General features: G+C 47.2%; 20 protein-coding genes and 3 pseudogenes. 14 read left to right on the forward strand and 9 right to left on the reverse strand.

The genetic code is table 11. The annotated features are described in order from the left end of the window. Nucleotides 1-16: 16 nt before the first annotated feature. Nucleotides 17-286, reverse strand: a pseudogene (locus PHH59_RS13275) (S-methyl-5-thioribose-1-phosphate isomerase); the annotation flags it as partial. Between the two features lie 351 nt (nucleotides 287-637). On the opposite strand from PHH59_RS13275, the pseudogene PHH59_RS13280 reads away from it, so the two are divergent. The 14 genes and pseudogenes from PHH59_RS13280 to PHH59_RS13340 form a co-directional block, all read left to right on the forward strand. Continuing rightward, nucleotides 638-823 (forward strand): annotated as a pseudogene (locus PHH59_RS13280) (IS481 family transposase); the annotation flags it as partial. A gap of 278 nt (nucleotides 824-1101) precedes the next feature. Further along, nucleotides 1102-1311, forward strand: coding sequence for a hypothetical protein (locus tag PHH59_RS13285; protein ID WP_300016971.1), 210 nt, complete (start codon nucleotides 1102-1104; stop codon nucleotides 1309-1311). An 81-nt stretch (nucleotides 1312-1392) separates the two neighbouring features. Further along, nucleotides 1393-2046 carry a lecithin retinol acyltransferase family protein gene (locus PHH59_RS13290; protein ID WP_300016974.1) on the forward strand — a complete coding sequence of 218 codons (654 nt, stop codon included), beginning with the start codon at nucleotides 1393-1395 and terminating at the stop codon, nucleotides 2044-2046. Nucleotides 2047-2168: 122 nt separating this feature from the next. Continuing rightward, the gene (locus PHH59_RS13295) at nucleotides 2169-4688 is read left to right on the forward strand and encodes a tetratricopeptide repeat protein (protein WP_300016978.1); all 2520 of its coding nucleotides are present in this window, start codon (nucleotides 2169-2171) and stop codon (nucleotides 4686-4688) included. Nucleotides 4689-4691: 3 nt separating this feature from the next. Continuing rightward, nucleotides 4692-6140: a hypothetical protein gene (locus PHH59_RS13300; protein WP_300016981.1), complete on the forward strand. Its 1449-nt coding sequence runs from the start codon at nucleotides 4692-4694 to the stop codon at nucleotides 6138-6140. Between the two features lie 19 nt (nucleotides 6141-6159). Next, entirely contained in the window at nucleotides 6160-6630 is a 471-nt protein-coding gene (locus PHH59_RS13305) for a Uma2 family endonuclease (RefSeq protein ID WP_300016984.1), read from the forward strand. Nucleotides 6631-6702: 72 nt separating this feature from the next. Then, nucleotides 6703-6915 (forward strand): addiction module protein, encoded by a 213-nt coding sequence (locus PHH59_RS13310; RefSeq protein ID WP_300016987.1) that lies wholly within the window; start codon nucleotides 6703-6705, stop codon nucleotides 6913-6915. A gap of 241 nt (nucleotides 6916-7156) precedes the next feature. Further along, a complete protein-coding gene (locus PHH59_RS13315; protein ID WP_300016990.1) occupies nucleotides 7157-7354 on the forward strand; it encodes a hypothetical protein in 198 nt (65 codons plus the stop codon). An 85-nt stretch (nucleotides 7355-7439) separates the two neighbouring features. Further along, nucleotides 7440-7667, forward strand: coding sequence for a hypothetical protein (locus PHH59_RS13320; RefSeq protein ID WP_300016992.1), 228 nt, complete (start codon nucleotides 7440-7442; stop codon nucleotides 7665-7667). A 189-nt stretch (nucleotides 7668-7856) separates the two neighbouring features. After that, nucleotides 7857-8072 (forward strand): hypothetical protein, encoded by a 216-nt coding sequence (locus PHH59_RS13325; protein WP_300016995.1) that lies wholly within the window; start codon nucleotides 7857-7859, stop codon nucleotides 8070-8072. Continuing rightward, a complete protein-coding gene (locus PHH59_RS13330; protein ID WP_366905032.1) occupies nucleotides 8057-8338 on the forward strand; it encodes a type II toxin-antitoxin system YafQ family toxin in 282 nt (93 codons plus the stop codon). The genes PHH59_RS13325 and PHH59_RS13330 overlap by 16 nt, the downstream gene beginning before the upstream one ends. A 52-nt stretch (nucleotides 8339-8390) precedes the next feature. Continuing rightward, nucleotides 8391-8486: pseudogene (locus PHH59_RS16955) on the forward strand (VapC toxin family PIN domain ribonuclease); the annotation flags it as partial. Nucleotides 8487-8491: 5 nt separating this feature from the next. After that, nucleotides 8492-10186 carry an NUDIX domain-containing protein gene (locus PHH59_RS13335; protein WP_300017001.1) on the forward strand — a complete coding sequence of 565 codons (1695 nt, stop codon included), beginning with the start codon at nucleotides 8492-8494 and terminating at the stop codon, nucleotides 10184-10186. A gap of 617 nt (nucleotides 10187-10803) precedes the next feature. Beyond that, complete coding sequence (locus PHH59_RS13340; RefSeq protein ID WP_300017004.1) at nucleotides 10804-11583, forward strand: GntR family transcriptional regulator; 780 nt, start codon at nucleotides 10804-10806, stop codon at nucleotides 11581-11583. A gap of 122 nt (nucleotides 11584-11705) precedes the next feature. On the opposite strand, the gene PHH59_RS13345 is transcribed toward PHH59_RS13340, so the two are convergent. The 8 genes from PHH59_RS13345 to PHH59_RS13380 all read right to left on the reverse strand — a co-directional run bounded on the left by PHH59_RS13345 (nucleotide 11706) and on the right by PHH59_RS13380 (nucleotide 23001). Continuing rightward, complete coding sequence (locus tag PHH59_RS13345; RefSeq protein WP_300017007.1) at nucleotides 11706-14096, reverse strand: glycoside hydrolase family 18 protein; 2391 nt, start codon at nucleotides 14094-14096, stop codon at nucleotides 11706-11708. Between the two features lie 445 nt (nucleotides 14097-14541). Next, entirely contained in the window at nucleotides 14542-15492 is a 951-nt protein-coding gene (locus PHH59_RS13350; RefSeq protein ID WP_300017010.1) for a ribokinase, read from the reverse strand. Between the two features lie 191 nt (nucleotides 15493-15683). Beyond that, nucleotides 15684-17576 (reverse strand): XrtA/PEP-CTERM system amidotransferase, encoded by a 1893-nt coding sequence (locus tag PHH59_RS13355; RefSeq protein ID WP_300017012.1) that lies wholly within the window; start codon nucleotides 17574-17576, stop codon nucleotides 15684-15686. Nucleotides 17577-17897: 321 nt separating this feature from the next. Next, nucleotides 17898-18596, reverse strand: a complete 699-nt coding sequence (locus PHH59_RS13360; RefSeq protein WP_300017015.1) for a BrnT family toxin — start codon at nucleotides 18594-18596, stop codon at nucleotides 17898-17900. 46 nt (nucleotides 18597-18642) lie between these two features. Continuing rightward, nucleotides 18643-19800 (reverse strand): TIGR03088 family PEP-CTERM/XrtA system glycosyltransferase, encoded by a 1158-nt coding sequence (locus PHH59_RS13365; RefSeq protein WP_300017018.1) that lies wholly within the window; start codon nucleotides 19798-19800, stop codon nucleotides 18643-18645. 69 nt (nucleotides 19801-19869) lie between these two features. Beyond that, nucleotides 19870-21063: a TIGR03087 family PEP-CTERM/XrtA system glycosyltransferase gene (locus PHH59_RS13370; RefSeq protein WP_300017021.1), complete on the reverse strand. Its 1194-nt coding sequence runs from the start codon at nucleotides 21061-21063 to the stop codon at nucleotides 19870-19872. Nucleotides 21064-21133: 70 nt separating this feature from the next. Continuing rightward, nucleotides 21134-22171, reverse strand: coding sequence for a FemAB family XrtA/PEP-CTERM system-associated protein (locus PHH59_RS13375; RefSeq protein ID WP_300017024.1), 1038 nt, complete (start codon nucleotides 22169-22171; stop codon nucleotides 21134-21136). Continuing rightward, entirely contained in the window at nucleotides 22168-23001 is an 834-nt protein-coding gene (locus PHH59_RS13380) for an XrtA system polysaccharide deacetylase (protein ID WP_300017027.1), read from the reverse strand. The genes PHH59_RS13375 and PHH59_RS13380 overlap by 4 nt, the downstream gene beginning before the upstream one ends. Between the last annotated feature and the right edge of the window lie 25 nt (nucleotides 23002-23026).

Raw genomic sequence — 23026 nt, forward strand, 5'->3', positions numbered from 1 at the left:
CTGCGGTAGGCCGCTATTTTGCCAGCATCGCCATATCTTCAGCCACCTTAACCCGCCAAACGTCGGGGCTGGCGGGATAGTGCCGGTACGCCGACAACACCACGCCATAAGCCGCCGCAATGCCAATCGCCGGCGCACCGCGCACCCGCATGGTGGCAATCGCTTCGCTCACGCCAGCGGCATCATCATAGACATCATAAGCAATCGTTTCGGGCAACCGCCGTTGATCCAGCACTTTCAAAGCATCGCCCGTCCATTGCAGGGCTTGTACCGTTAATTTAGTCATTTGTTAAAAAGAAGGCTCTATATGGGTTTTAAGGTCTTTTGCTAAAATGGTCGGATGGAAACCTCAATCATCACCATCAAACAACTGGTCAGTGAAGCCCAATGCTACGACACCATCCGGCTGTATAGCTCCGCGCGATCATATACCCATCCGTAGCTGGCCGTTGTTCCGGGCAAAAGCGTATTTACAAGAACATTATCAGACTGCTAAACAGGAAACAAGCACATGGGCCACCAACATCCATTCCCAAGCAAGAACAACGCCCATAATCCGCCAAGAAATCAAGGGTTCGGCACTGTCAGGCCGGAAGCTGGCCGGGCGGTATCACATTAGCCGTAGCACGGCGAGGAAACCCGCTTCAACTCCGCCGAGGAACTGGAGAAGACTTTGTTGAGTTATTTGATCATCTACAACCATCATATTCCACAACGCGCCATTAACCATCAAACGCCCATGCAAGCTGTTCAAAAATGGCAAGTAGATAAGCCTAGGTTGTTTGTTAAAAAGGTTTATGAACAGGCGGGACTTGGCATCTAATACCTTTATTTTTACAAACTGGTTGATGACATAAGCGCGGACGATGCCGCCGAGCTCGGCCAGTCATTAATAGTTAGTTTGCTTACGGTAAATTTAACAGCAAAAAACTCCCACAGTTCTCCCATTACAGCAACGCCGTTTTATCCGATACTACACACCATGTTGTGAAAGCGGCTACCCAACGCAATGAAAAAGCCGCATTGCCAATTTTAAAGAAATGACCCAAACGCTTTAGGTTAAGGCCATTTATTCCAGCCAAAATCATGGGGAACACCAAAATGACCAGATTGCCAGAAACCGTCACCAGCAAAGTCGCCGACTTGTTCGCCGCGCTGCACTACGCCGCCGATGATTTGAAAATTGTCGGGCAGGAAGCCATGTTAAGCGGCGATTTTTCGCAAGTGACCGACAGCATGGAAGCCTGCCGCAAACTGCAAGCGTTAGAATTGGAAATTAAAACGGCTGTAGACAACTTCGATTACCTCTAAATGCCATTGCTGAATAATACAACTATGCCGAGGACATTAATCCGAAGCGAAAAAACCCAACAACCCAAACAGGACACAGCAATGAACATAGGCGACCACTTGGTGACACCCAGAACCGGATACACCCATCATGGCCTATATATTGGCAATGGCGAAGTGATCCATTACTCTGGTTTCGCCAACGGTTATTCCAGTGGTGAAATCGCCATTGCCTCACTTGAAGAATTTGCTAACGGGCGGGGCATTAGTATCAAAAATCATCCCTTACGCATACACGATGCCGCTAAAAGCGTTAAACGGGCTTATAGCCGTTTAGGAGAAGACTGGTATAACGTATTGCTCAACAATTGTGAGCATTTCGTCACTTGGTGCATTCAAGGCTTTCATTCTAGCTCACAAGTCAACCAGATGATTACGGCAGTTGCCACAGCCTATAGCGTCCTTAAACAAAAAGAAACGCTCCGTACCGTAACAACTGCCGCCGCACACCATGTCATCCAGAAAGAAGCAGAACGCCAAGTAACCCATGCGGTAACATCAAGCCTCGCTAAATCAGTGGCCAATAGATCACTTGAAGCGGCAACGGCGGGAGCCGCCGCATACAGTGCAAGCACAGCCGGAACGGCGTTGGTGTCAACTTTTGTTGGTGTCTCTACAGCCCCTGTTTTGGTTCCGGTTTTAACAACCGTTTTTGTTTTAACGGCAGTTGGGGCTATTTTTAACTGGTTTGATTGATTAGCTATCATCACGGGCAAATGGCAACCAAAGGCATTCTAGCTTTTGGTTGCCGCTGGTGTGAGTGGATGCTGTAAAATTGAATTGAAAGGCGCGTGTACAAAACAACAGGATTAAAAGTAATGGCAAATATTATTTATCCAGATGAAAATGGAAATGTCGATTGGAACGAGATAAGAAGATCGCAAGATCAAGATAACTTTAATCAATATAAAAAAAATGCCGAACAAGGAGATATGCAAGCCCAATATAAATTAGCTGAGAACTATCTCTGTGGAACAGGTGTAGAACAAAATTTTCACGAAGCTGTTAAATGGTTTCAAAAGGTGGCTCAACAAGGAGATAGTGCGGCTCAAGGCCGTTTGGGGGATTGTTATTATTACGGTCGGGGCGTAGAACAAAATTACAGTGAAGCCATAAAATGGTATGAAAAAGTGCTTATCACTAAAGGTTCTTTGAATTTTACGGCCACAAAGAATCTGACAGAGTGTTATATCCAAAAAAACAATCTAGCTAAGATGGTTGGATTGAGGGAAAAAGAAGTTAAATGGCTAGAAGAAGAAATTAAATCAAATAATCAGTATAAAAAGTGTAGATTGCAAGAAATTTTGCCTAGAGAAATAACTGGTCTAAAAAAAATATACTCAAATTTATCAAAAGCTAATCCCGATAATCAACTATTTCCTCCGCTTGAAAACGCAATTGAACAAAAATGCAAAACTGTTGAAAATGACATTGAAAAAAATATAGAGGAATTGTTAGCTCCTATCCGAATTAGGCTGGCAGAATGTTATAAGCAAGGGCTTGGTGTTCAACAAAATTCATCCATCGCTATTGAACATTTAAGAAAAGCCGCTGATAAGCAACGAGGAGGGAATGACAAGCTTGCCCAACGTAAATTAGCTATTCATTTCTTTTTTAAAGAAAATTATGAGGAGGCTTGCAAATATTTTGATATGGCACTTAGAGATAATAATAACTCGCTAGAAGAATACGGACAGAGTGAAGCAGAGCTAGGTATTTTTTATTATTACCGCAGTAAACTGGATCAAGCCATTGAATATTTTATCAATTCAGCGATACAAAAAAATAATGCCGTTGGAATTTTATGGTTAGCGTATGTTTATAACAAATATCTAGAAAGGACTATTGAATTATTAAAAGCTCAGGAAAAGACTTGTCATAGAAGCTCAAATATTTATGTTAATTTCAGTTCATTCGAAAAGTTGCGTGGTCTTACCACTGATTCCTTATTGCGTAAAACAGCCGCTAGTTTGTTTTTAAAAAACGATGAGGATTGCAACGACTCAGAGATGTTGAATTATGCTTTTCCTGTAGAGATTATTCAATTTTTAGAAAATCAAAATAGTTCGCCTGCTCATATTGTTTTGGCGTTTTACTATCAATGCCAAGAAGAAAAAGAAAAATATCTAGTATATTTAGAACAGGCATCCTCAAAAGATATGCTTGGTAGTTATTTATTAGGTAAATACCATAAAAATACAAAGAATTTTGATAAAGCAATCCTTCTATTTGAACAAGTAGAAAAAAATCAAATTGAACAAGTAGAAAAAAATCAAAAAATAAAATATTCTCCAATTGATGAAAAAAAAGCCACTTTAGATGAGTATGATTTAACAACTCAACAGTTCTTAGTTTATTCAGCCCAAGAAGAGATTAGTAATATTGGGCATCAAAGAGAAATAGAAAAAACAAATAATTATATTAAAGATGCAAATCACCGAATGCAAAGATTAGTCGAACAGTTCACGCATTCTTTAGGCAACGTGATTTTTCCCGACACCATTTACCAAGTTGCAGAGCGTTTAAAAAACAATCCTGAATGCCGTAAGGATGTTTTATTGCTCCATGAGGCTTATCACTCAGAAATCATCATCAAGTTACAAGGCGAACTATTGCGCCAACGCTATACCAACACCAATCCTGAAAAATTTCGCCAATTTATTAGGAGTTGCCGCCGAACTCCGAATTCTGCCGAAAACACCAAGTCCATTGAAGATATTTTGGATTATGCGGCTAGCCGGGTAACTGCACGGTTTCTCAATCAACATTATGCGGGGCTTAACAGCATCCGCGATAAAATGCTGTCAAAGAAAAATATCAGCCTTGATGCCTTAAAGCAAAAATTTGAGGATGACATTTTGCTCAACAAATCTTTGCGACCTATCGCATGGATTAACCAAAACCTGCGGCCTATTCAAATAGCCGAAATTAGCCCGCTGTGGAAAAAGGTTTTCATGCTTTCAGAAAGTCATGCCGAAGCCTTATTGTTTGGTTATTTTTCAGAAATTTTGTTTAATGCCTTTAAATATGCAGACCATGACAAGGATGAATTTTTAAGGTTAGATTTTGATGAAAAAACCATCAATGACAAAACGTATTTGACGTGTAGTTGGCTTAACCCTGTTAAAGACAAAAGCCCAGCAATGCTAGGCACCGGGAAAGGCTTGGATGCCATTCAAGAAGATTTAAAACAACTCAACGATACCGTTTACCCAGAAGAAAGTTTGTTGATTTTTCAGCAAAACAATCAATTTCAGGTGACGCTGTTCTTTAAAAAGGACTTGCTAGTGAATGACTTGCCTAGCCTTAAAATAAAACGCAAAGCCAATGTGGAGTAAAAAATGCTGAAAATACTGTGGGTTGAAGATGAGTATTCGGAACAAAAACAAGTTTCTTGGTTTAACAACAGGTCGGTTTGTGTAAAAACTTCCTTTGATGAGGCTGAAAACGCCATTAATCATTGTTTGACGCAATTCGATTTGATTGTATTGGATATTAATTTAGAGAATTCAGAACATACTGACAGAGTAAAAGCACTCGCAAAGCAATTTAAAATTTCCGAGCAGGCGTTTTTACAAGAAAGTGGAATGAATTTGTTTTTAAACTTGCTGGAGCATGGCTTTCCGAAAGACCAAATTATATTTTTAACCGCTAATGCAGATATTAATATCAGCAGGATAGATGAATTGCGGGAATTTTATAGGCAGGGCGATGATGATGCTTTTAATGAAATTCTAGGGGCTATCACAAACGGGCTTAGCGAAGAAACGGTAATAAAATGCGCTGAATTAATCAAGGCTGAAGATATTGAAGGCTTGTGCCAATATCTTGAAAATTATTTCAACAAATTGAATGATGGCGTAACAAATAATACCTACAACAGATTTTGTGAAGCTTATCGGCGTTGTCGTATTGAACCGCCTAAGGCTATCAATAAAAGTTTAAACGAGGCTAAGCACCATCTAAATCATTGGTTAGAAAATCACGAAAGAAACGATTATTTGGTTTTGCGGCGGGGGGTTATTGAGGCTTGCAGTTTTTTAAAATCCCACATTGAAAAAAACGAAGACACTATTCAGTTTAGAGATTTTATAAAAATTGAAAACCAGCAGCCTACTATAGAAATCCCTACCGCAGACATTGGCAACTACCTGGAAACGCTAGCGCAATTTTTGCCCCTCAAACAATCAGATGACCCAATTATTTTTTACCGCCTGTTTTTGCGGACTCTCGTCCATGAATGGGAAGAAAATATTGAGGCGAAATGGCTAAAAGAAAAGCATGGGAATGATTTGAGCAAAATCCGCGATATTTACACCTTCGCATGGCTAATGAAAATGACCCGTAACTGGGTTTCCCACGCCAATTTGCTTGAGCCGTTAAAACCTCAGTTCATTGCCTTTTTATTTTTGGTCAACATGCGGGCGATGTTCAAATTAACGAAAGCAATACAGCCTTACGAAAAGATTTTGTTGCGTTGTATTTCTCTATCACCAACCAACTCAATTATCCCCAAAGAGTTACAGGATTACGTTAGTGGTGTAGAAAAGGATATTGACGGTATTTTGACTGGGTTAAAATTAGACCAAACGGGACATTTCGGCGAAAAAATCAATGCTATTTACCGCCAAAATACAGGTAATCCAGATGCCGAACCACATGATTACCAAAAATTTTTATTGCACTATTTCTGGGTTAACCAAAAAGCTGATTTAATACATTTAACAGCCACTTCGGATGAGTTTTTGCCGACATTGGCAAGGCATATCTACAACCGTAGTTTCCCTTAAAAATACCGAGGTATAAAAAATGCAATGGTCAGACGTGTTAAACGACAAAAGCTTAAGCAATTTACCTTACAAAATCGAACTCAATGAATACGGACAAATCGTGATGTCACCCGCTTCCAATCAACACGGATTTTTACAAGTTGAAATCGCCTTTTTTTTACGCGGCAACAAAATAGGCAAAGTCATCACTGAATGTTCCATTGATACACCCAAAGGGGTAAAAGTCGCCGATGTGGCTTGGGGAACAAATGATTTTTTCTCAAAAAACGGCTTGGCAACACCTTATCAATCTGCACCTGAATTATGCGTGGAAATTTTATCGCCCTCGAATTCAAAACAAGAAATCACTGAAAAAATAAACCTTTATCTGCAACAAGGCGCGAAAGAAGTGTGGACTTGCAATCACAATGGCAACGTAGAAATTTATAACCTGTCGGGAAAAATACCCAACTCGATTCTTTTTGATAATTTGCCGAAAAAGTTTGAGTAGCACGAAGGTTGGGGTGTAAGCAAAAACAGTTAGTTTTGAAACGAAACTTATAAATAAAGTTAGGAGAAAACCATGCTTAACAGCCAAGAGCTTTACCAGCAAGCCAACCAATTGCCACCGCTGGAAAAATTACGGCTAGCGGAATTATTGCTGGCTGATTTGGACACCCCCGACCCCGGCATTGATGCTATCTGGCGCGATGAAGCAGAAAAACGCTGGCAAGCCTATCAAGCCGGAGAGCTAAAAACAGTCAGCCATGAAACGGTAATGGCAAAATATAAATGAAAATTGAATTTCTTGAAAATGAAAATCGAATTTCTTGAAGCGGCACAAGCTGAATTAGATGATGCTTTTGAATGGTATGAAGCCCAGCAAAAAACTTAGGCGTACAGTTTATCAATGAGTTTGAGGCGGCGGTTAAAAGAATATCCACCTATCCTGACCGGACTAATAATGTGATCCGCATTATTTCCGCCAGAAAAGCAACCCGCAACGAAAAAACAACCTATTTGAAGAGGGCTAGAAAATGAAAGATGAATATGATTTTTCCAACGCCGAACAAGGCAAGTTTTATGTGCCTATCGAAGACATTCAAGCACCGATTTATCTCGACCAAGACGTGGCAAGGGTTTTAAGCCAAACATGCAGCCCTGAAAAACTGCAAATGTTGGTCAATGATTTGCTGCGCAAAGATATTGAGATTGCCCAGCGGGTTGCAGTTTAAAACCTTTGCCGAAATATAACTGCCTTTTAGATGATTTTTCACCGACATTGGCCCGGCCTATTTGCAGCCTTAGATTTTTCATAAAATGCGAATCATAGCCAAAAAAGCCCTACGCGACTTTTGGGAGCAATACCCTAATGCACAAGAACCCTTGGAGCAACAGGGCTTAGGCTTAAATGACTTGACTGTTTATTTTGGCACGCTGGAAAAAGTCAAAGCGTTTTTTGATGGCAAAGTGCAACTCACCTTAGAAACCATCAGAAAATTACATGACGCCTTAAATATTCCTTTAGAAAGCCTGATTAATAGATAAAATCGTTCCAAGATGCCAAGGAATATGATTTTAAAAGCTGTTTATTGCAAAATTTCGGGTATCAACCGCGTAAAACTGGCTGGCGTTTATCAATCAAAGCAATGGCTGTTTAGCGGCTGATCCTTTCGGGCATCCAGTTGATGCCTGAGCGGAAAGCCAGCCTTTTAAAAAAACATAAGGGAGAAAATCATGTACACCACCATTAACGGCATTTACGACAATGGCAAAGTCACTTTAGAAGAGCTGCCGCCCACTGAAAAAAGAATGAAAGTGCTGGTTACCTTTGTTGAAGAGACTGAACCGATGCCCAACAAACTCACCGTAGCCGCCCTGCAAGCCGCCGAACAAGGCGATTTTGAAGCGGTTACCTTGGGTGATTTAAAACGGCAATGGGACAGCCTGTGAAAGCAATCGTCCAAACGTCGCAATTTAAGCAAGACTTGAAGCGGTTAAAGTACGCGGGACGTTATGATATAGACGATTTATTGGCGATTGTTGGTTTACTAGCCAAGGATGAGCCACTACCCGAAAATCACAAAGACCATAGTTTGCGAGGCAATTGGAAAAATTACAGGGAATGCCACATTAAGCCTGATTGGCTGCTGATTTATCAAGCCTTAGCAGACAAGTTGGTTTTAGTCCGCACGGGTTCGCACAGTGAATTGTTTTGATTTATGCAAAACAAGAGCCGCTGAAAAAAACGACTGTGCTGGAAAATTATCTTTAGGGCATGGGCGGATTTTAAGCACCGATAAACGCGATTTTCATACCTACCGTTGGAAAAATACCCAGCCTTTTTCTAATCTGCCATGCCCTTAACTTCCATGACAACCCCATTGATCCAAACCCTCATCCTCCATCTGCCCCGTTACGCCGAAGAAGAAGGCGATTTCTACGCCGTTCCACGCACCGCTTTGGTTGATGCGCTGTGCCAAGCGCAGCAGGTTGACTGTGCCGTTGCCGAAATGGCGGTTGCCTTGCTTGAAACCTTGCTCGACACCTTGGCGGTACTGGATACGGATTATTTGCAAAAGGGTGAATGGTGTTTTATCTCGTTTCCGGCGCAATTGCTGGCGTTGTCGTTGTTGACGGCGTGGGGTGATCCCGATTCGCGGTTTTTTGCCGCCCATTTTTGGAACACGCAAGGCATCGCCGATGCCAAGAAAGAGCAACAACGCGATGTGCTCCACGCAATTGAAACCCGCCGCGTAGAACATCACGCGCAACAAGCGGCGCAACCTATCCGCACCATTTATGTGGCCTGGAGCGTCATTAAATTGGATGGCAAGATTTTGTTGCACCAACGTGAAGACACCCGCAAACGCTATGACGTGCTGGCGGGCGATTATGGTTTGGTGGGCGGGCGGCTGAACCAGCGTGATGTGGCGGGTGCTTGGCAAACATCCGATTTGCTCGCCGCTTTGCAAGCCGCCAATTCCCCGTTGATGAAAGCGGCCTTGCCGACCACATTGCAACGCGAATTGCACGAAGAAACAGGGTTGGAATACGGGCGGCATTATCAGTTCAAACCTTGGCGGTGCTTGCGGTCTTATCGGCAAGTGCAAGGTGCCGCGCCTAACCACGCGCTGACGGATTATCATTTTGAGGTGTTCCAGATCGAATTGACGCTGGAAGGTTGTCTGTTCCTGCAACGGCAAGTCCGGCAAGATGAACGGCTGGTCTGGTTTAGCCCAAAAGACATGTTGCCAGGAAAGTCGGCGGGGGATTTGCCGTATCTACATGCGTTATTGGCGGATTTTGACAATGACAGTGTGGCGTTTGAAAAGGCTTTGGCGGCGTTGCCGGACAGTTTTGGCGCAGGTTATTTAGTCGATAAGCTCAAATATGGCGTGACGGTGTTGCTGGATGCGGAAAAACCTGTGTTGGCGGGTATGTTGGGCAAGGAAAAACCGTTAGATGTGGTTTTGACCGCCCGGCAAACGGCCTTATTGTTGGGTTTGGCGGCGCATGGGCGTGGGTTTGAATGGGCTTCGGTGACGGACAATGTGGCGTTTTTGCCTTATGGTTGGGTCGATGTCCACCCTCATCCGGCCTTGCCAGCGGAATTGATGGCGTTGGCGGGGCTTTTGCAAAACACAGATGCCTGTGTTGAGGTTTATCAAGATAGCCTGTTCCGTTTGTCGGTCAATCCGACGATGGTGTTTTTTGATGAAAGCTTGTTCACCTTTTCGGTGCAACAGGCGGATTTGCCAGGCAAGCAAACGAAAATACCCGCCACGTTGACCCGTAAACGTTTCATGACGGCGTTTGGTGAGGTGGCGGAGGCAAAGGAAGTATTCGGCCTTAAACGGGAATTTACAAAACAGTTATGGCAAATTGCCCAAGGTGCATTGGATGCAGTTTTAGATTTTGATTCCGTTCCCAAAGCGTTAAAAATCGAAGATGCTTACGAAAAAACGCTGCATAAGGAAACACGTTTTTTAGCCTTGGGCTTACGGAAGCTGCTACGCCATACGGGTGGTTCCATTAGGTTTTGTTGCCATTTCGATAATGCCTAACGGTTGCCTTTTAGCCTATTCCCTGCATAAGCCTTAGCCTTCGCGCCTTTCTGATTATCCAAAAAATAACTGGGGTCAAAATAACTGGGGTCAGAGCGAATAACTGGGGTCAGCGAATAACTGGGGTCAGAGTAAGCTTAAATCCTGCCATTTTAAGCTTACTCTGACCCCAGTTATTTTTGCGCTTTTGCCCGAAACAACGGCCAGCTACGGATGGGTATATAATCGCACGGAACTATACAGCTATGAAGCCTCCCCCAGCTACAAGTCCCTAAAGACTTTAGCCGTGGGCATCGTCATCAGGTTCATTTTTTGGGGCCGTTCTCGCCATTAATTCCGCTCGGTTTATCGAGTTTTGCAAGTTCCTCCAATTAAAAGATTGGGTAGTCCTGCAATTGGAATGATAATAGATTTGTCAATAAAATATTGCGATGACTGTACGCCTTGAAGTACGGGCATTCGACCCAATAAATCGGTAGGCTTGACTTTTTACAAATCATTCCGATTGCAGGACTACCAAAGATTGTAGACAATCTTTCTGAAAACCTTTACTTTGATGCCAACAAATTATTAGTGTTGTTCTGGTCTTTAAAAATGAAATCATAAGGATAAGAGCATTGAACATTCCCCATTCATCCGCAAAAACTATTCTCCCACCGAAGCTGTTCGATCAGTTGAAGATTAGCGAACAATCCTCAGAACCGGCCTATTTGCAGTTAAAAAGACAGATAGACGCTTTAATCGACAACGGCGTTTTGGAAACGGGACATAACTTGCCTTCGGAGCGGGTTTTGGCAGAAGCGCTGAGCGTAAGCAGGACTACGGTTAAGCGTTGCTACGATGAACTACGCAACAGCCAGCGCTTGAGCACCCACGGACGGGGCGGAACCATTGTGCAAAGCCCTTCCAGGGTTAATCCGACGCTGGGTAAACTGAAAGGCTTCACCGAAGAAATGCGCGAGCAAGGCAAAGTCGCATCCAGCCGCGTTTTGGAATACGGCATCGTTAGCGAACGAACGATAGCCTGCATTTTCAAAAGGCCTTCGGCAGCCATTTTCCTACATATCATACGCCTGCGTTTAGCGGACAATGTGCCAATGACGCGCGAAGTGGCCTGGTACGATTTGTCGGCGGTGCCGGATTTGGAAAAATGGGATACCAGCGGTTCTATTTATACCTTTTTGCAAGATACATGCGGCATCCCTCTGGTTTATGCGGAGCAGACCATAGAGGCGGTTATCAGCAACGAAAAAGAAGCGGAAGTATTCGGGTTTGACAAACCGGAGCCTTGCTTACTATTGAAACGGCACAGCTATTCGGCATCGGGACAGCTCATCGAATATGTGGAGGGTACTTTCCGCGGCGATGCGTATGTTTATAAGCTAAAGCTTCGGTAAATATTCTTGGAAGTCGGCTTGACTGGGAATCAAGTCTTGCATCCCTGCAAGCCTTGAATGTTTACTCCATTATTTTTCCTGATGGGCGGAGCAACAGCTCGCCCGCCCGGTATCCTTCAGTTTTAATTGACGTTCAGGTTGTCAACCGGCCATCCCATGATGCCCGCCGCACGCTTGCGGGCGGCTTCCGGCGTCGCGGCGATGACGCCTTTACAGGTGAACTGGCTAGGATTAAGGTTTTCCGATTCGATTCGGTACAGCGACCACATCATAAGCCCATCCCGGGTTCCCCGTGTTTGGTTGGCTATCTTGATAATATTGGCGAGAGTTTGTACTGAATAAGGACGGTCGATCACGCGCAAAACCGGCGGAGTTTGCCAGATGGCCGAATATTGGTCGTTGAGCATGACCGTACCCGGACACGCTTGGGCGTCCGTGTCCGTGTCATTGACCATCAACAGCGCTTTTTCCGGCCCGTTCGGGCCGCCGATGGTCGCGGAGTCGAGCACTTCCAGCCCTAAATTGACCGGAACGCTTTTAGGCAGTAAAGAACGGTATTGGCGATACGCCAGTTTAGGATCGTAAGCCGTATAGCCTATGTCGTAGGACATGATATTCAACATGTCGACATATTTGGCCATGTGAAGCCCTTTCAGGACACTGCGTTCGATGCCACCGGAACCCCAGGCGGAAGCTAGCTTCAAGTGTTGGCAATAGCTGTCCGTGGTGTTGGCAGGCGAGCAATCGGCGCCGGTTGGCGCGGCCGCCATCGTGAACAATTTAGGGTTGGCGTTGCCTGCCGCATTGATGTCGTTCAGGTTTTTCGCAACGCGGTACAAGGTGGCGAGAATTTTGCTGTACTCAGTTACCGTCGCATCGTTGTTGACATTGGCTGCTTCGTAGTCCATGTCGATGCCGTCCACGCCAAGCGCATTGGCGAGTAGCAACAGCCGTTTCCGGTATTTGTTGTCGTTAATGAGATTTTGCCAGCCGTTGCCGTGTCCTGCGCCATTCAGGGCGTTTTGCGAACCTCCGACCGACAAAATCACTTGGACTCCGTCTTGTTGCAAGGTGGCAATTTGGCTGCGGATTTGGGCGATGCTATCTTGGAACAATAGCCCGGTGTTGCTGAAAGTGGTCGATTGGGCGCTAAGCGGACCGATATCCGGGAAGGCGAAGGCCAAAAAAACATGGGTAAATGTCCGCGACACTTGATCCAGGCTTTTCCCGGGTTGGTTCAACCAGCTCGGATAATAACCTACGAACGGCGTGCGGGTGGCGGGAGTCACGCTCACTTGCCCACCTGCGGCCGCCAAGCTGCGGGTTTTTGCCCCAGCGGATTTGTCGAAGGTGATCCAAACGCTGTACGCTGGTTTTGGATAACCGGAAAAGGCTTCGCTTTCGATATCGTTGATATAAACTTCAGTCAAGTTGCTACCGATAAACGGCGCGGTTCCCCAGGCAAGTTTTTTGTTGTCGGTCGCGCTTGCCGTCAAGCCGTATTGAATCGACTGGTACGACCATTCCCAATCGCAAGGCATCAAGGCGGGCGCACAACCTTTTTTCAATGTCGAATTTTTGCCCCGGTCGTCCGACCAACCGCTGCCCAGGGTGCTGTCCTTGTAAAACTTGTTTTCGACAATGCCCATTTCGTATTGTCCTGCGACAAGCAAGTTATAACGCGCACCTGTGTCCAACGTATCCCACTGCCAGGTTGATTGCGTAGTGATGCCGCCCGTGGCGGTCGGCTGGGCAACGAACAGATATTTGTCGCCCCATTCCAAGCCGCTGATAATGCCGTCGCCGTTATTGTCGAAGCCCATGTTACCGTAAGGGCCGCGCATGTCGGCATAGACCACATTGGTTGGCAAAGCGGAAAAGTCGTATTCCACGCCCCATAATGGATAATCGACACCGTTGATAAATTCCCAGGTGATCTTCACGGGAATGTCGTATTTTTGATGGGTGGCCGGATTGGTCGAGACCAAGGCGTCATTGGCCATCGGATTGACTGTGCCCCAGTGCGGATAGTTGAGGGTAAATTGATGGACGGCCTTTTCCGTATCGGCGGATACGGCGGTGCCGGTACCGACGAAGTATTTGCTGAGCGGCGAATCGTCTTGTCCGTGCAAGCTGGCAATAGTCCCGCTTGTGCCGTTGGAGAAATTCCGGTATAGCTCGTGGGAAACGAAATAGCCAAAGCCGCTGTCGCCGCCAGCCACCGGGTTGATGACGACGGCAGTGCCATCGTCGGCCTGATAGGTGAATTGCCAGGCGTAACCGCCGCAATTCGTCCCGGCGGCGTCTTGACAGGCTAACGAGGCGCTGCGGGGTTTGTTGGCGCTGTCCCGCCAAGTGTAGCGCAACACGGTCTTGCCGTTGACGGTGCCGACTTCGGCTTTTACGTTGCCGCTGGGGTCGAGTACCGGCGGATTTAAATCAGTCGCTAGTGTATTGGTGGCTATGGTCAAAAAAACTAGACCCGATAACCACCGAGTTGTGGTAATGAACATGGTTAATCCCCTAAGTAAAAAATCAAGACTCAATGAAATAGGTTTTGCTATTCTCTCCAGTCTAACAGCGTTCAATTAAAAGCCTGTCAACTTGAGGACTTCTGGGCTGACTTGCTTCCAATCTCTACATACCCGCTGAGATAATCTCAAAACCTATTAACAGGATAACCATAAACCTAAATACATCCAATATAGATCCATTTTCTTTGTGATGGAATTCTCATAAAAGTATCCACTGCTATGACATAACGGCAATAGGCACTAACGTCGGCATCAGTAGAAAAATCAGGACTCCAGTAGGAAATTGACGGTTATTGGCAACCCCCAAATCAGCCTCTAAAAATGACCCTTCTCAGCCCTGTTTTTCCATTATTGAAACTAGCCCCTAGCCTACGGCACCGGGTTTACCCTAAGGTCTTTAGAAGAGTAACGTTGTAGGCGATGTCTATGATTTAAAATAAAATTTCAGTAAAAAATCTTGGAGTTCGGCTTGGCCGGGAAGCACCTCTAATACGCCGCAGTTAGATGCCATGATCGCTCCGCAGGCATTGCCGTAACGCAGTGCTTCCACAAGCGGCGCATGGTTGCCCAATTCTATTAAAAAAGCGCTGGCAAAGGCATCCCCGCAACCGACGCTATCCACGGCTTTCACGGCAAAGGAGGGAACATGATGCACCTGGCCGTCGCGTTCGATAACCAAACTACCGGCGCCGCCCATCGTGACAACCAATAATGAGCCATCCCATTTCAACCAAAATGATGCCAATACCTGCCGTAATTGTCGTAAACAAGCCGGTAATGATCCAGGCAAAGATGAGTCCAAGGCGAGCAATGCTTTCGCTTCCACTTCATTGACAATGAGTACATCAGTGGCGTCCAACAAATGTTGCGGTAATTCCTGCCACGGCGAAGGATTAAGCACGGTGCGTGCACCATAACGTTTGGCCAGATGAAAAGCGGCGCTAACAGCCATAAGCGAGGTTTCCAATTGGCCATAGACGATATCCGCCGCGCCGATAGACTGTTCGGCGGCCTGCACATGTTGTTCCGTCAGCAGTTGATTGGGTCCCGGACAAATAGCGATCATGTTTTGTCCATCGGCGGCTATCAACCCCGCACCGTGACCGGATTGGTTTGATAAGCGCCAAACATGTTGGGCGTCCAATCTTTCTTTAATCAACAACCTCAGCAATGCGTCGCCGGCTTCATCCCTGCCGATACCCAGCAGAACGTCCACCTCGGCACCGAGCCGCCGGGCTCCGATGGCGACATTAAGCCCTTTGCCTCCGGGTTCCATCGACAAAGCCAGAGCGGTCACCGTTTCACCGGGTTTCGGCAACCGCTCCACCTGCCAACAACAAGCTTGGATAAAACTGCCTAGTATGAACAAACGCAATATTTTTTCCTGCTATCAATTTAATAGTTTTGTTAAATAACTGGGGTCAGAGTAAGCTTAAAATGGCAGGATTTAATCTTACTCTGACCCCAGTTATTGGCAGGGATTGCCGGAATGACGACCAATAAAACTTGTGTAGATACTTATGCCATGACAGATAAGGCGTTCTCATCGACACCAATATTTTTTAATCAGCCACCCGCCCGCAAAAACGCCTCAAACATCAATAACGACCAGATCGGCGCACTGTAGTCACGCAAGCCGTTTTGATGCTGGTTGACGATATTCTCCAGCACCGCCGGTTCAAACCAGCCGGATTGCATCATGTTATCGCCTAGCAACGCATCCCTGACCTTGTCTTTTAACGCGCCTTTGAACCACGCATTCAACGGCACACCGAAGCCCATTTTCGGGCGGTACAAAATATCGTCAGGCAAATAATTTTCCAGTGATTTTTTGAAAATATATTTGCCTTCACGGCCTTTGAGTTTCAATTCCGGTTGCAAAGTCGCCAGCCATTCCACCAATTGATGGTCGAGCAAGGGTACGCGCACTTCCAAGGCGTGGGCCATGCTGGCACGATCCACTTTGGTCAGGATGTCGCCCGGCAAATAGGTTTTGATGTCCAGATATTGCACTTGCGACAAGGGATGGTCGGTGGGGGCATTGCGCAGATGTTGGCGGAACACGTCCACGGCTTGGTAGCCTTGCAGGTCATGCTTGAGTTGCTGGCTGAACAATTTGCCGCGCAATTCGTTGGACATGACCGAAACGCTATGGAAATAGCCTTCCACGGAATCGCGGCCTATGGATTCCAGGGTGGATTTGGCGCGGAAGATTTTCGGGGCCCAATCGGCTTTCGGATAGACGCGGCCTAAGGTGCCAAACACCGGCTTGCGGAGGCTGTCCGGCAACCATGAACGCATTTGTTCTTCGTAAGTATGCCATCGGTGGCGGCGGTAGCCACCTAGGTTTTCATCGCCGCCGTCACCTGACAACACCACGGTCACTTGTTTTTTTGCCAATTCACAGACGCGGTACGTCGGCAACGCGGAACTGTCGGCATAAGGCTCGTCATACAAACCAGCCAATTGGTCAATCAGGCTAAAATCATCAGGATCGACTTGTTCGACGCGGTGCGCGGTGTGGTAGCGTTCGGCGACTTGCGCGGCGAATTTTGATTCGTTGTAGGCCGGATCGCCGAAAGAAATCGAACAGGTGTTGACCGGATCAGGCGACAAACCCGCCATCATCGCCACCACGCCGCTGGAATCCACGCCGCCGGACAAAAACGCGCCCAGCGGCACATCCGCCATCATACGGATTTTCACGGCTTCGCGGAAACGTCCGACCAGCTCTTCGCCAATCTCCTTCTCGCTACGCGGCGCGGGATTGACGGCAAATTTGACATTCCAATACTGGCGTGGCTTGATAGCCATTTGTCCTTGTTTTAAAGTCAGGCAGAATCCTGGCTCCAGTTTGTAGACGTTTTTATAAATGGTTTTCGGGTCAGGTACATAGCCAAAACCGAAATATTCTTCAATGGCGGTAGGGTCAAGCTCGCGCGGCAAATCAGGGTGTTCTTTCAGGGCTTTCAATTCGGAAGCGAAAATAAATTGCCCGTTGGCAAGCAGCGCGTAATACAAAGGCTTGACACCGAGGCGGTCACGCGCCAGAAACAAGGTCTGTTGGTTACGGTCCCACACCGCAAAGGCGAACATGCCCCGGAAGCGGTCAACACACCCCTCCCCCCAGGCTTGCCAGCCATAGACGATGACCTCCGTGTCGCAATGGGTTTGGAAGCTATAACCCATCGTTTCCAATTCCTTGCGCACGTCCATGAAATTATAGATTTCGCCGTTGAAGGTGACGACGACATTGTTATCCCTGCTGTGCATGGGTTGCTGGCCGCCGCCCAAGTCGATGATGGACAGGCGTCTATGGCCCAAACCCAAACCCGCTTCGATATGGATGCCGCCTTCGTCGGGGCCGCGATGAAACTGGCTTTCGTTCATGCGCGACAGCAATTCGCGGTTGATCCCACGTCTGGCTTGCAAATCAAAAATACCGACAATACCGCACATAATTATTTTCCTGGTTGGGTAAATGCTTGCCTTGAAAGGCTTAGATCTTAGGTAATTCGCAAAAAATAAACTGTCACAGATTCACAGAACAACGTCATTAAATCCACTAAAAGAGTTGTCCACGAAAGCCAACAGTAGGCGCATTACGACTGCATGGATGCCCCACAAGGGGGTCTATGGACAGAGCAGCGTAGCGGTGTGCCGGGGCGACACGAAAAGCACGAAAACTCTACAACACGATGCATTCGATTGTTTTTTCGTGCTTTTCGTGGACTATTTTTTTCTTGTATTTAATGCGCGAGCTACCTTAAGTATTCTTGCTTATAACGGGTCTGCAAGCGCCTGCAACACGGCTTCGGGATTTTTTGCAATCACCCGCAAATACGATTTTGCCGCGCTGTCTGGCTCCCTGACATGTTGTTCCCAGTCCCTGAGTGTGCCGAGTGGCAATTCGAAACGGGTGGCAAATTGTTGCTGGGTCATTTTTAGACGTTTGCGGATTTCTTTGGGATTAGGCACTGGCCGCAAGGTTTTCAGCTCCTCATCGGTCAACGGCGGATTATCAATATCTGCTTGTGCCGCCGCGTCAATGTTTTGTTCGGTCATCGCTTTTAACCGCGCCCAGTCGGTGCTGTCTTCAATAGCGCGTTTGCTGCCGTCCGCCATAAGCTGCATGACGGCACCGTTTGTTCGTTCAACTGTGATTGGCATATTGGAACCTCTAGGCTGGGCTGGATTGCCTTGTTGTCGCATCGCATAATGCTTCCGTTCATTCTTGCTGGCTAAGCGGGCGGAAATCAGCCGGATTCGCTGCGCCCTATCGGTGGAAACCACCGCCACAATGAACAGGCCGTCCATTTGGCCTATCGTTTTTGTACGGATTTCCCCTTGTCCTGATTGTGTGCAATCCATTTCCAAGCGATTGGGATCATCATACACGGCGGTTGCCGCCACAAAATCTATACCGTGCTTTTGCCTGTTAATCAGGTTTTTCTGCTCATCCCATTCAAATAGTTTCATAATGGCAACTACTAGATACTGGTAACCAGTATAAACCTAATGGCTATCATTGCAAAGCTTCACTTTGAAGGCAAAGAGAGTCATAGACCGCTTGGTAATTCGCCACCATCGCCGTTAATGAGAAATTCTGCAACACCCGCTGGTGGCCTTGCGAGCCATGTTGGCGCAAGGTTTCGGGATTGTGGACGTAAGCGAGGATTTTATCCGCCATTGCTTCGGGGTCGTTGGCGGGAACCAGCCAGCCTGTCACACCATCGACCACCAGCTCTGGATTGCCGCCCACCTCAGTGGCGATGACGGGCAAGCCGCAGGCCATCGCTTCCAAAATGGTGTTGGATATGCCTTCGGCTAAAGAAGGCAAAACAAAAATATCCAGACGGCGGTCAATTTCCGCGACATCGTCCCTCACCCCTGGCAACCACGCTTGCGCCGACAAACCCGCCGCGTCCAATAAAGCTAATGCTTTGGCACGAAGCGGGCCATCACCGATGATTATCAGTTTGAGGCGGTCACCCAGTTCAGTTTCTCGCTGGCAAGCCAAAATAAACGCCTTCGCCAAGGTGGTTTGGTCTTTGACCCCGTGCATCCGGCCTATCGTGCCGATCACTGTATCGGTTTCGGCGAAGGTGAACGGGCAAGCGTCCAGGGGCTGTTTCCGGGCTGGGTGCGGGTAAAAAATCTGCGTGTCCACGCCATTGATGATGCGGGTGATTTTGCGTGGCGGCACATGGACTTTTTCCAGCAAATAGCTTTCCAGATGCCGCGACAAAGGGATGAAGCGATGTACAAACAGGTCCAGCACGCGCCGTAGCCATTGGTATTTGACATTCGTACCGTCCGGGTCGGCGACATCCCAACCGTGTTCGCCGTGGACGCGGTGTTTTACCCCGGCGCAGAAAGCCGAAATTTGATATTCCATAGTGCCAATATTACGGGTATGCACAATGCCGGGCCGAAGCTGTTTCAGCAAACGGTACATGGCAATAAACGATTGCCAGTCTTGCCCGTCTTTTTTATGCAGTTCATGGACTTCCACATCATTTCGGACCAGACGTTGCCTAAAATCGGTGCTGTCTTTCAAGCAGACGATGGCATGACGGTAAGCCTCGGCGGGCATGTTGTTGATCAGGTTGACCAGGCCATTTTCCAAACCGCCGACACCCAGGCGATAAATGATATGGACAACCAACGGCGGTTGGCGCATAAGTTTGTTCCTAGTTGATGGATGATGATTGGCAGTTTGTGTGGATAAACCAAACCAGCCGGAATATCTCTACCCCTGTAAAAATCCGGCAAGCTGATGGACATTTTGCTGCCAACTGAACCCCCCGATAACAAAATCACGGTTGGCGTTGACGGATGTCGCCGCAGGATTTTGCAATGCCTCCCATAATTGCCCGACCATCGCCTCGGCATCATCACTGACCGCCAGGGCCAGGCTTACTTCCTGATAGGGTATACCTTCCATAGCCGCCGAGGTGGCGACGATGGTTTTGTCCATCGCCATCGCTTCCAGCACCTTGTTTTGGATGCCCCGCGCAATACGCAAAGGTGCGATGGCGAGGCGGGCGTAGGCGACATACGGGCGGACATCATCGACCCGCCCCGTGACCGTGATCGCCGGATTGCCGGCCAGCTCCAGCACGGCTTTGCCGGGCTTGCTGCCGACAATATAAAACTTGATAGCCGGATATTGTGCTTGCAGTTGGGGAAATACGTCTTTGGCAAACCATTCCACCGCATCAATATTTGCCCAGTAATCCATCGCACCGGTAAACACCAGCACTTCGTCACCGATTTGATACGGTGAAACGTAATCATGATGCGGTGAAAAATAGTCGGTATCGACACCATTATTGACAAAACCCACCTTGTCGGCGGCTTCCGGCGCGAGGGTTTTAAACAAGGCCGCTTCCTGTTCGGAAACAAACAAGCTGGTTTGGGCACGGGCGGCAAGTTGCCGCTCGTAAGCCAGCAAATACTTGGCTTCACGCTGGTATATCCACCGCGCCAAACCGTGTTTCTTCCCGGCGTATTGCCGCCATTTGTCGGAATCGACATCGACAAAATCGACCACCATGCCAACATCGTGTTGCGGCTTGATGAACCGCGCCATCACGGAGGAAAAAATCAGCACTTTACTGATGGCATGTTTTTGGATGGCATCGTCAACCCAGTTTTGCAGGGCTTGGCTCTGGTAATACGGCAAGCTCAAAGGCTCACCCGTCAACAATCCTTGCAGGCTTTTGATTTTCGCTGGCAAAGCTTGCAATTCTTGATAACACGTCCCGGCACATAGCGCATCAAGCGCATCGGTGTATTGCCAATCGTGCGGGTCATCAACAAACGTGCCTAGATAGACATTGAACTCGTCCGCCAAATATTTCAAAAAATGATAGGAGCGGATTTTGTCGCCTTTATTGGGCGGGAAGGGAATCCTGTGGACGAGGAAGAGTAGGTTTTTCATTATGCCGGTGTTTTTTCAGGATTTCGGTATCTTGGTATCTTGGTTTAATCAGGACGGCGGTGTTGGCATGTCAACCTAAATCTTTCGACAAAAACGGGCCAATAAATTGGCTGATCGGCAACGGCAATTTTTTCCACGCGGCAATGAACAATTGGTATTTCGGGTTCAGTGGATTGATATCCGGCAATTCGGTCGCTTTGACCAGATAAAATTCGTAAAACAAAGGCTCCGGCGTGAAGCCCCAGTTCTTTTTGAAACTATACGAACCCGTACCGATTTTGCTACGCCCATAGTCGAAAATTTTCACGCCCTTTTCGACCGCACGGCGCATCACTTCCCAGTACATGAAATCATTGCCCTTCAAATCCCTCGCCAAATCGGTGCCGCCGCCGTAATAGGGCAACACTTCGTCACGGAAATAAAAATTCATGACGCTGGCGATCAGCTTGCCGTTGTGCTCAACGCTTAACACTTCGCATTGCCCGCCGAACACGTCTTTTAAGGTTCGGAAATATTTTTTCGAAAAAACCGGTGTGCCCAGATTGCGGACGCTTTCCGAATAGGCCAGATGCAGCCGCTCGACATCAGTGTCTATGGTGCTGGTCAAACCCGCTTCCATGCCTTTTCTAACCATCGCCCGCTGTTTGCGGGGAATCGCCAGCATGTTTGTTTCGACATCCGGCTCCAAATGCTTGCGGAACGTCACATACAATTCTTTGTAAGGCCGTTCGGGATGCTTGCGTTCGCGGTGACGCAATTCCAGCGTGTCCACACCGAGTTGTTTAGCCAAACGGCAGGCTTCGGTGTCGAGTAAATCATAACTGGCTTCGTTTTCGGCAATAATTCCGCCGTAGACACAAAATGCGCTTGACACCAGATTATTGCCAAACAGCAGGCTATTGACATGCACCAGCGGCAAAACGCCAGTTATCGCACCGTCATATTCCGTGTAAAGGAAATAGGTTTTATGGCCAAAAGCCTTTTCGATAACTGTTTTCCATCCAGAGAGATGAAAAAAAGTACCGTCAGGATGGGCGTTGACGAAATCATCCCAACGCTTGAAGTTCGCTTTATCCAAAGTCTTTATCACGGATTTCACCTTTATCATAAAAACACCTTTGCCATCGTATCCCAGTCAAAGTCGGTCAATAGTTGTTTGATGCGGCTTTCCATCCGTTGCAAGTTGAGATAATGCCGAAAACGGGTTTTCGCCGCCAACCCGTGTTGGCGCGGTTGGCCGGGATCGATTTCCCAGGGATGGAAATAAAAAATGCCTGCTTGTTGCTCATCACTGTTGACACGCTGGAAAGCCCATTTGGAAACGGCGTAAGGATAAAACCGGAAAAATCCGCCACCGCCGCAAGGCAGGTTTTTCTGCCCAAAACGCAAGGTGGTGATGGGGATTTCTTTAAAATCTGGATGCCCGGCAAGCGGCGAATACATGAAACGCGGTGCGTCAGGCATTCCGTAAAGGTCGTGCTTGACAGGATAAATGCTGGAACTGTACAGAAAACCTTCGTCTTGCAAAATGTCCAAGGCCCATAAATTGCTGGCGTTGATGGAGTAACTGGCGGCGCGGTAGCCTTTGACCCGCACCCCGCCAATGTCTTCCAACAAACTTTTTGTCTTGGCGACATCGGCCCGGAACTGCCCGGGTGTTTGTTCGGTGACGCGGATATGTCCGTATCCGTGGCAAGCGAGTTCATGACCATCGGCGACAATGCGTTTGACTAGCTCAGGATAACGTTCGGCCACCCATCCTAGGGTAAAAAACGTGGCTTTAATGCCGTGTCCGGTAAATAAATCCAGAATAATGTGGGTGTTCCTGTCCACCCGATGCGGCAAATTATCCCATTGATCCCTGGCGATATATGGTTCAAATGCAGAAACTTGGAAATAATCTTCCACATCAACAGTCATGGCATTTTTAATACCCACAATGATCGCCTTATATTTTTAGAAT

This window comes from Methylovulum sp. (assembly GCF_028687615.1).
Lineage (GTDB): Bacteria > Pseudomonadota > Gammaproteobacteria > Methylococcales > Methylomonadaceae > Methylovulum.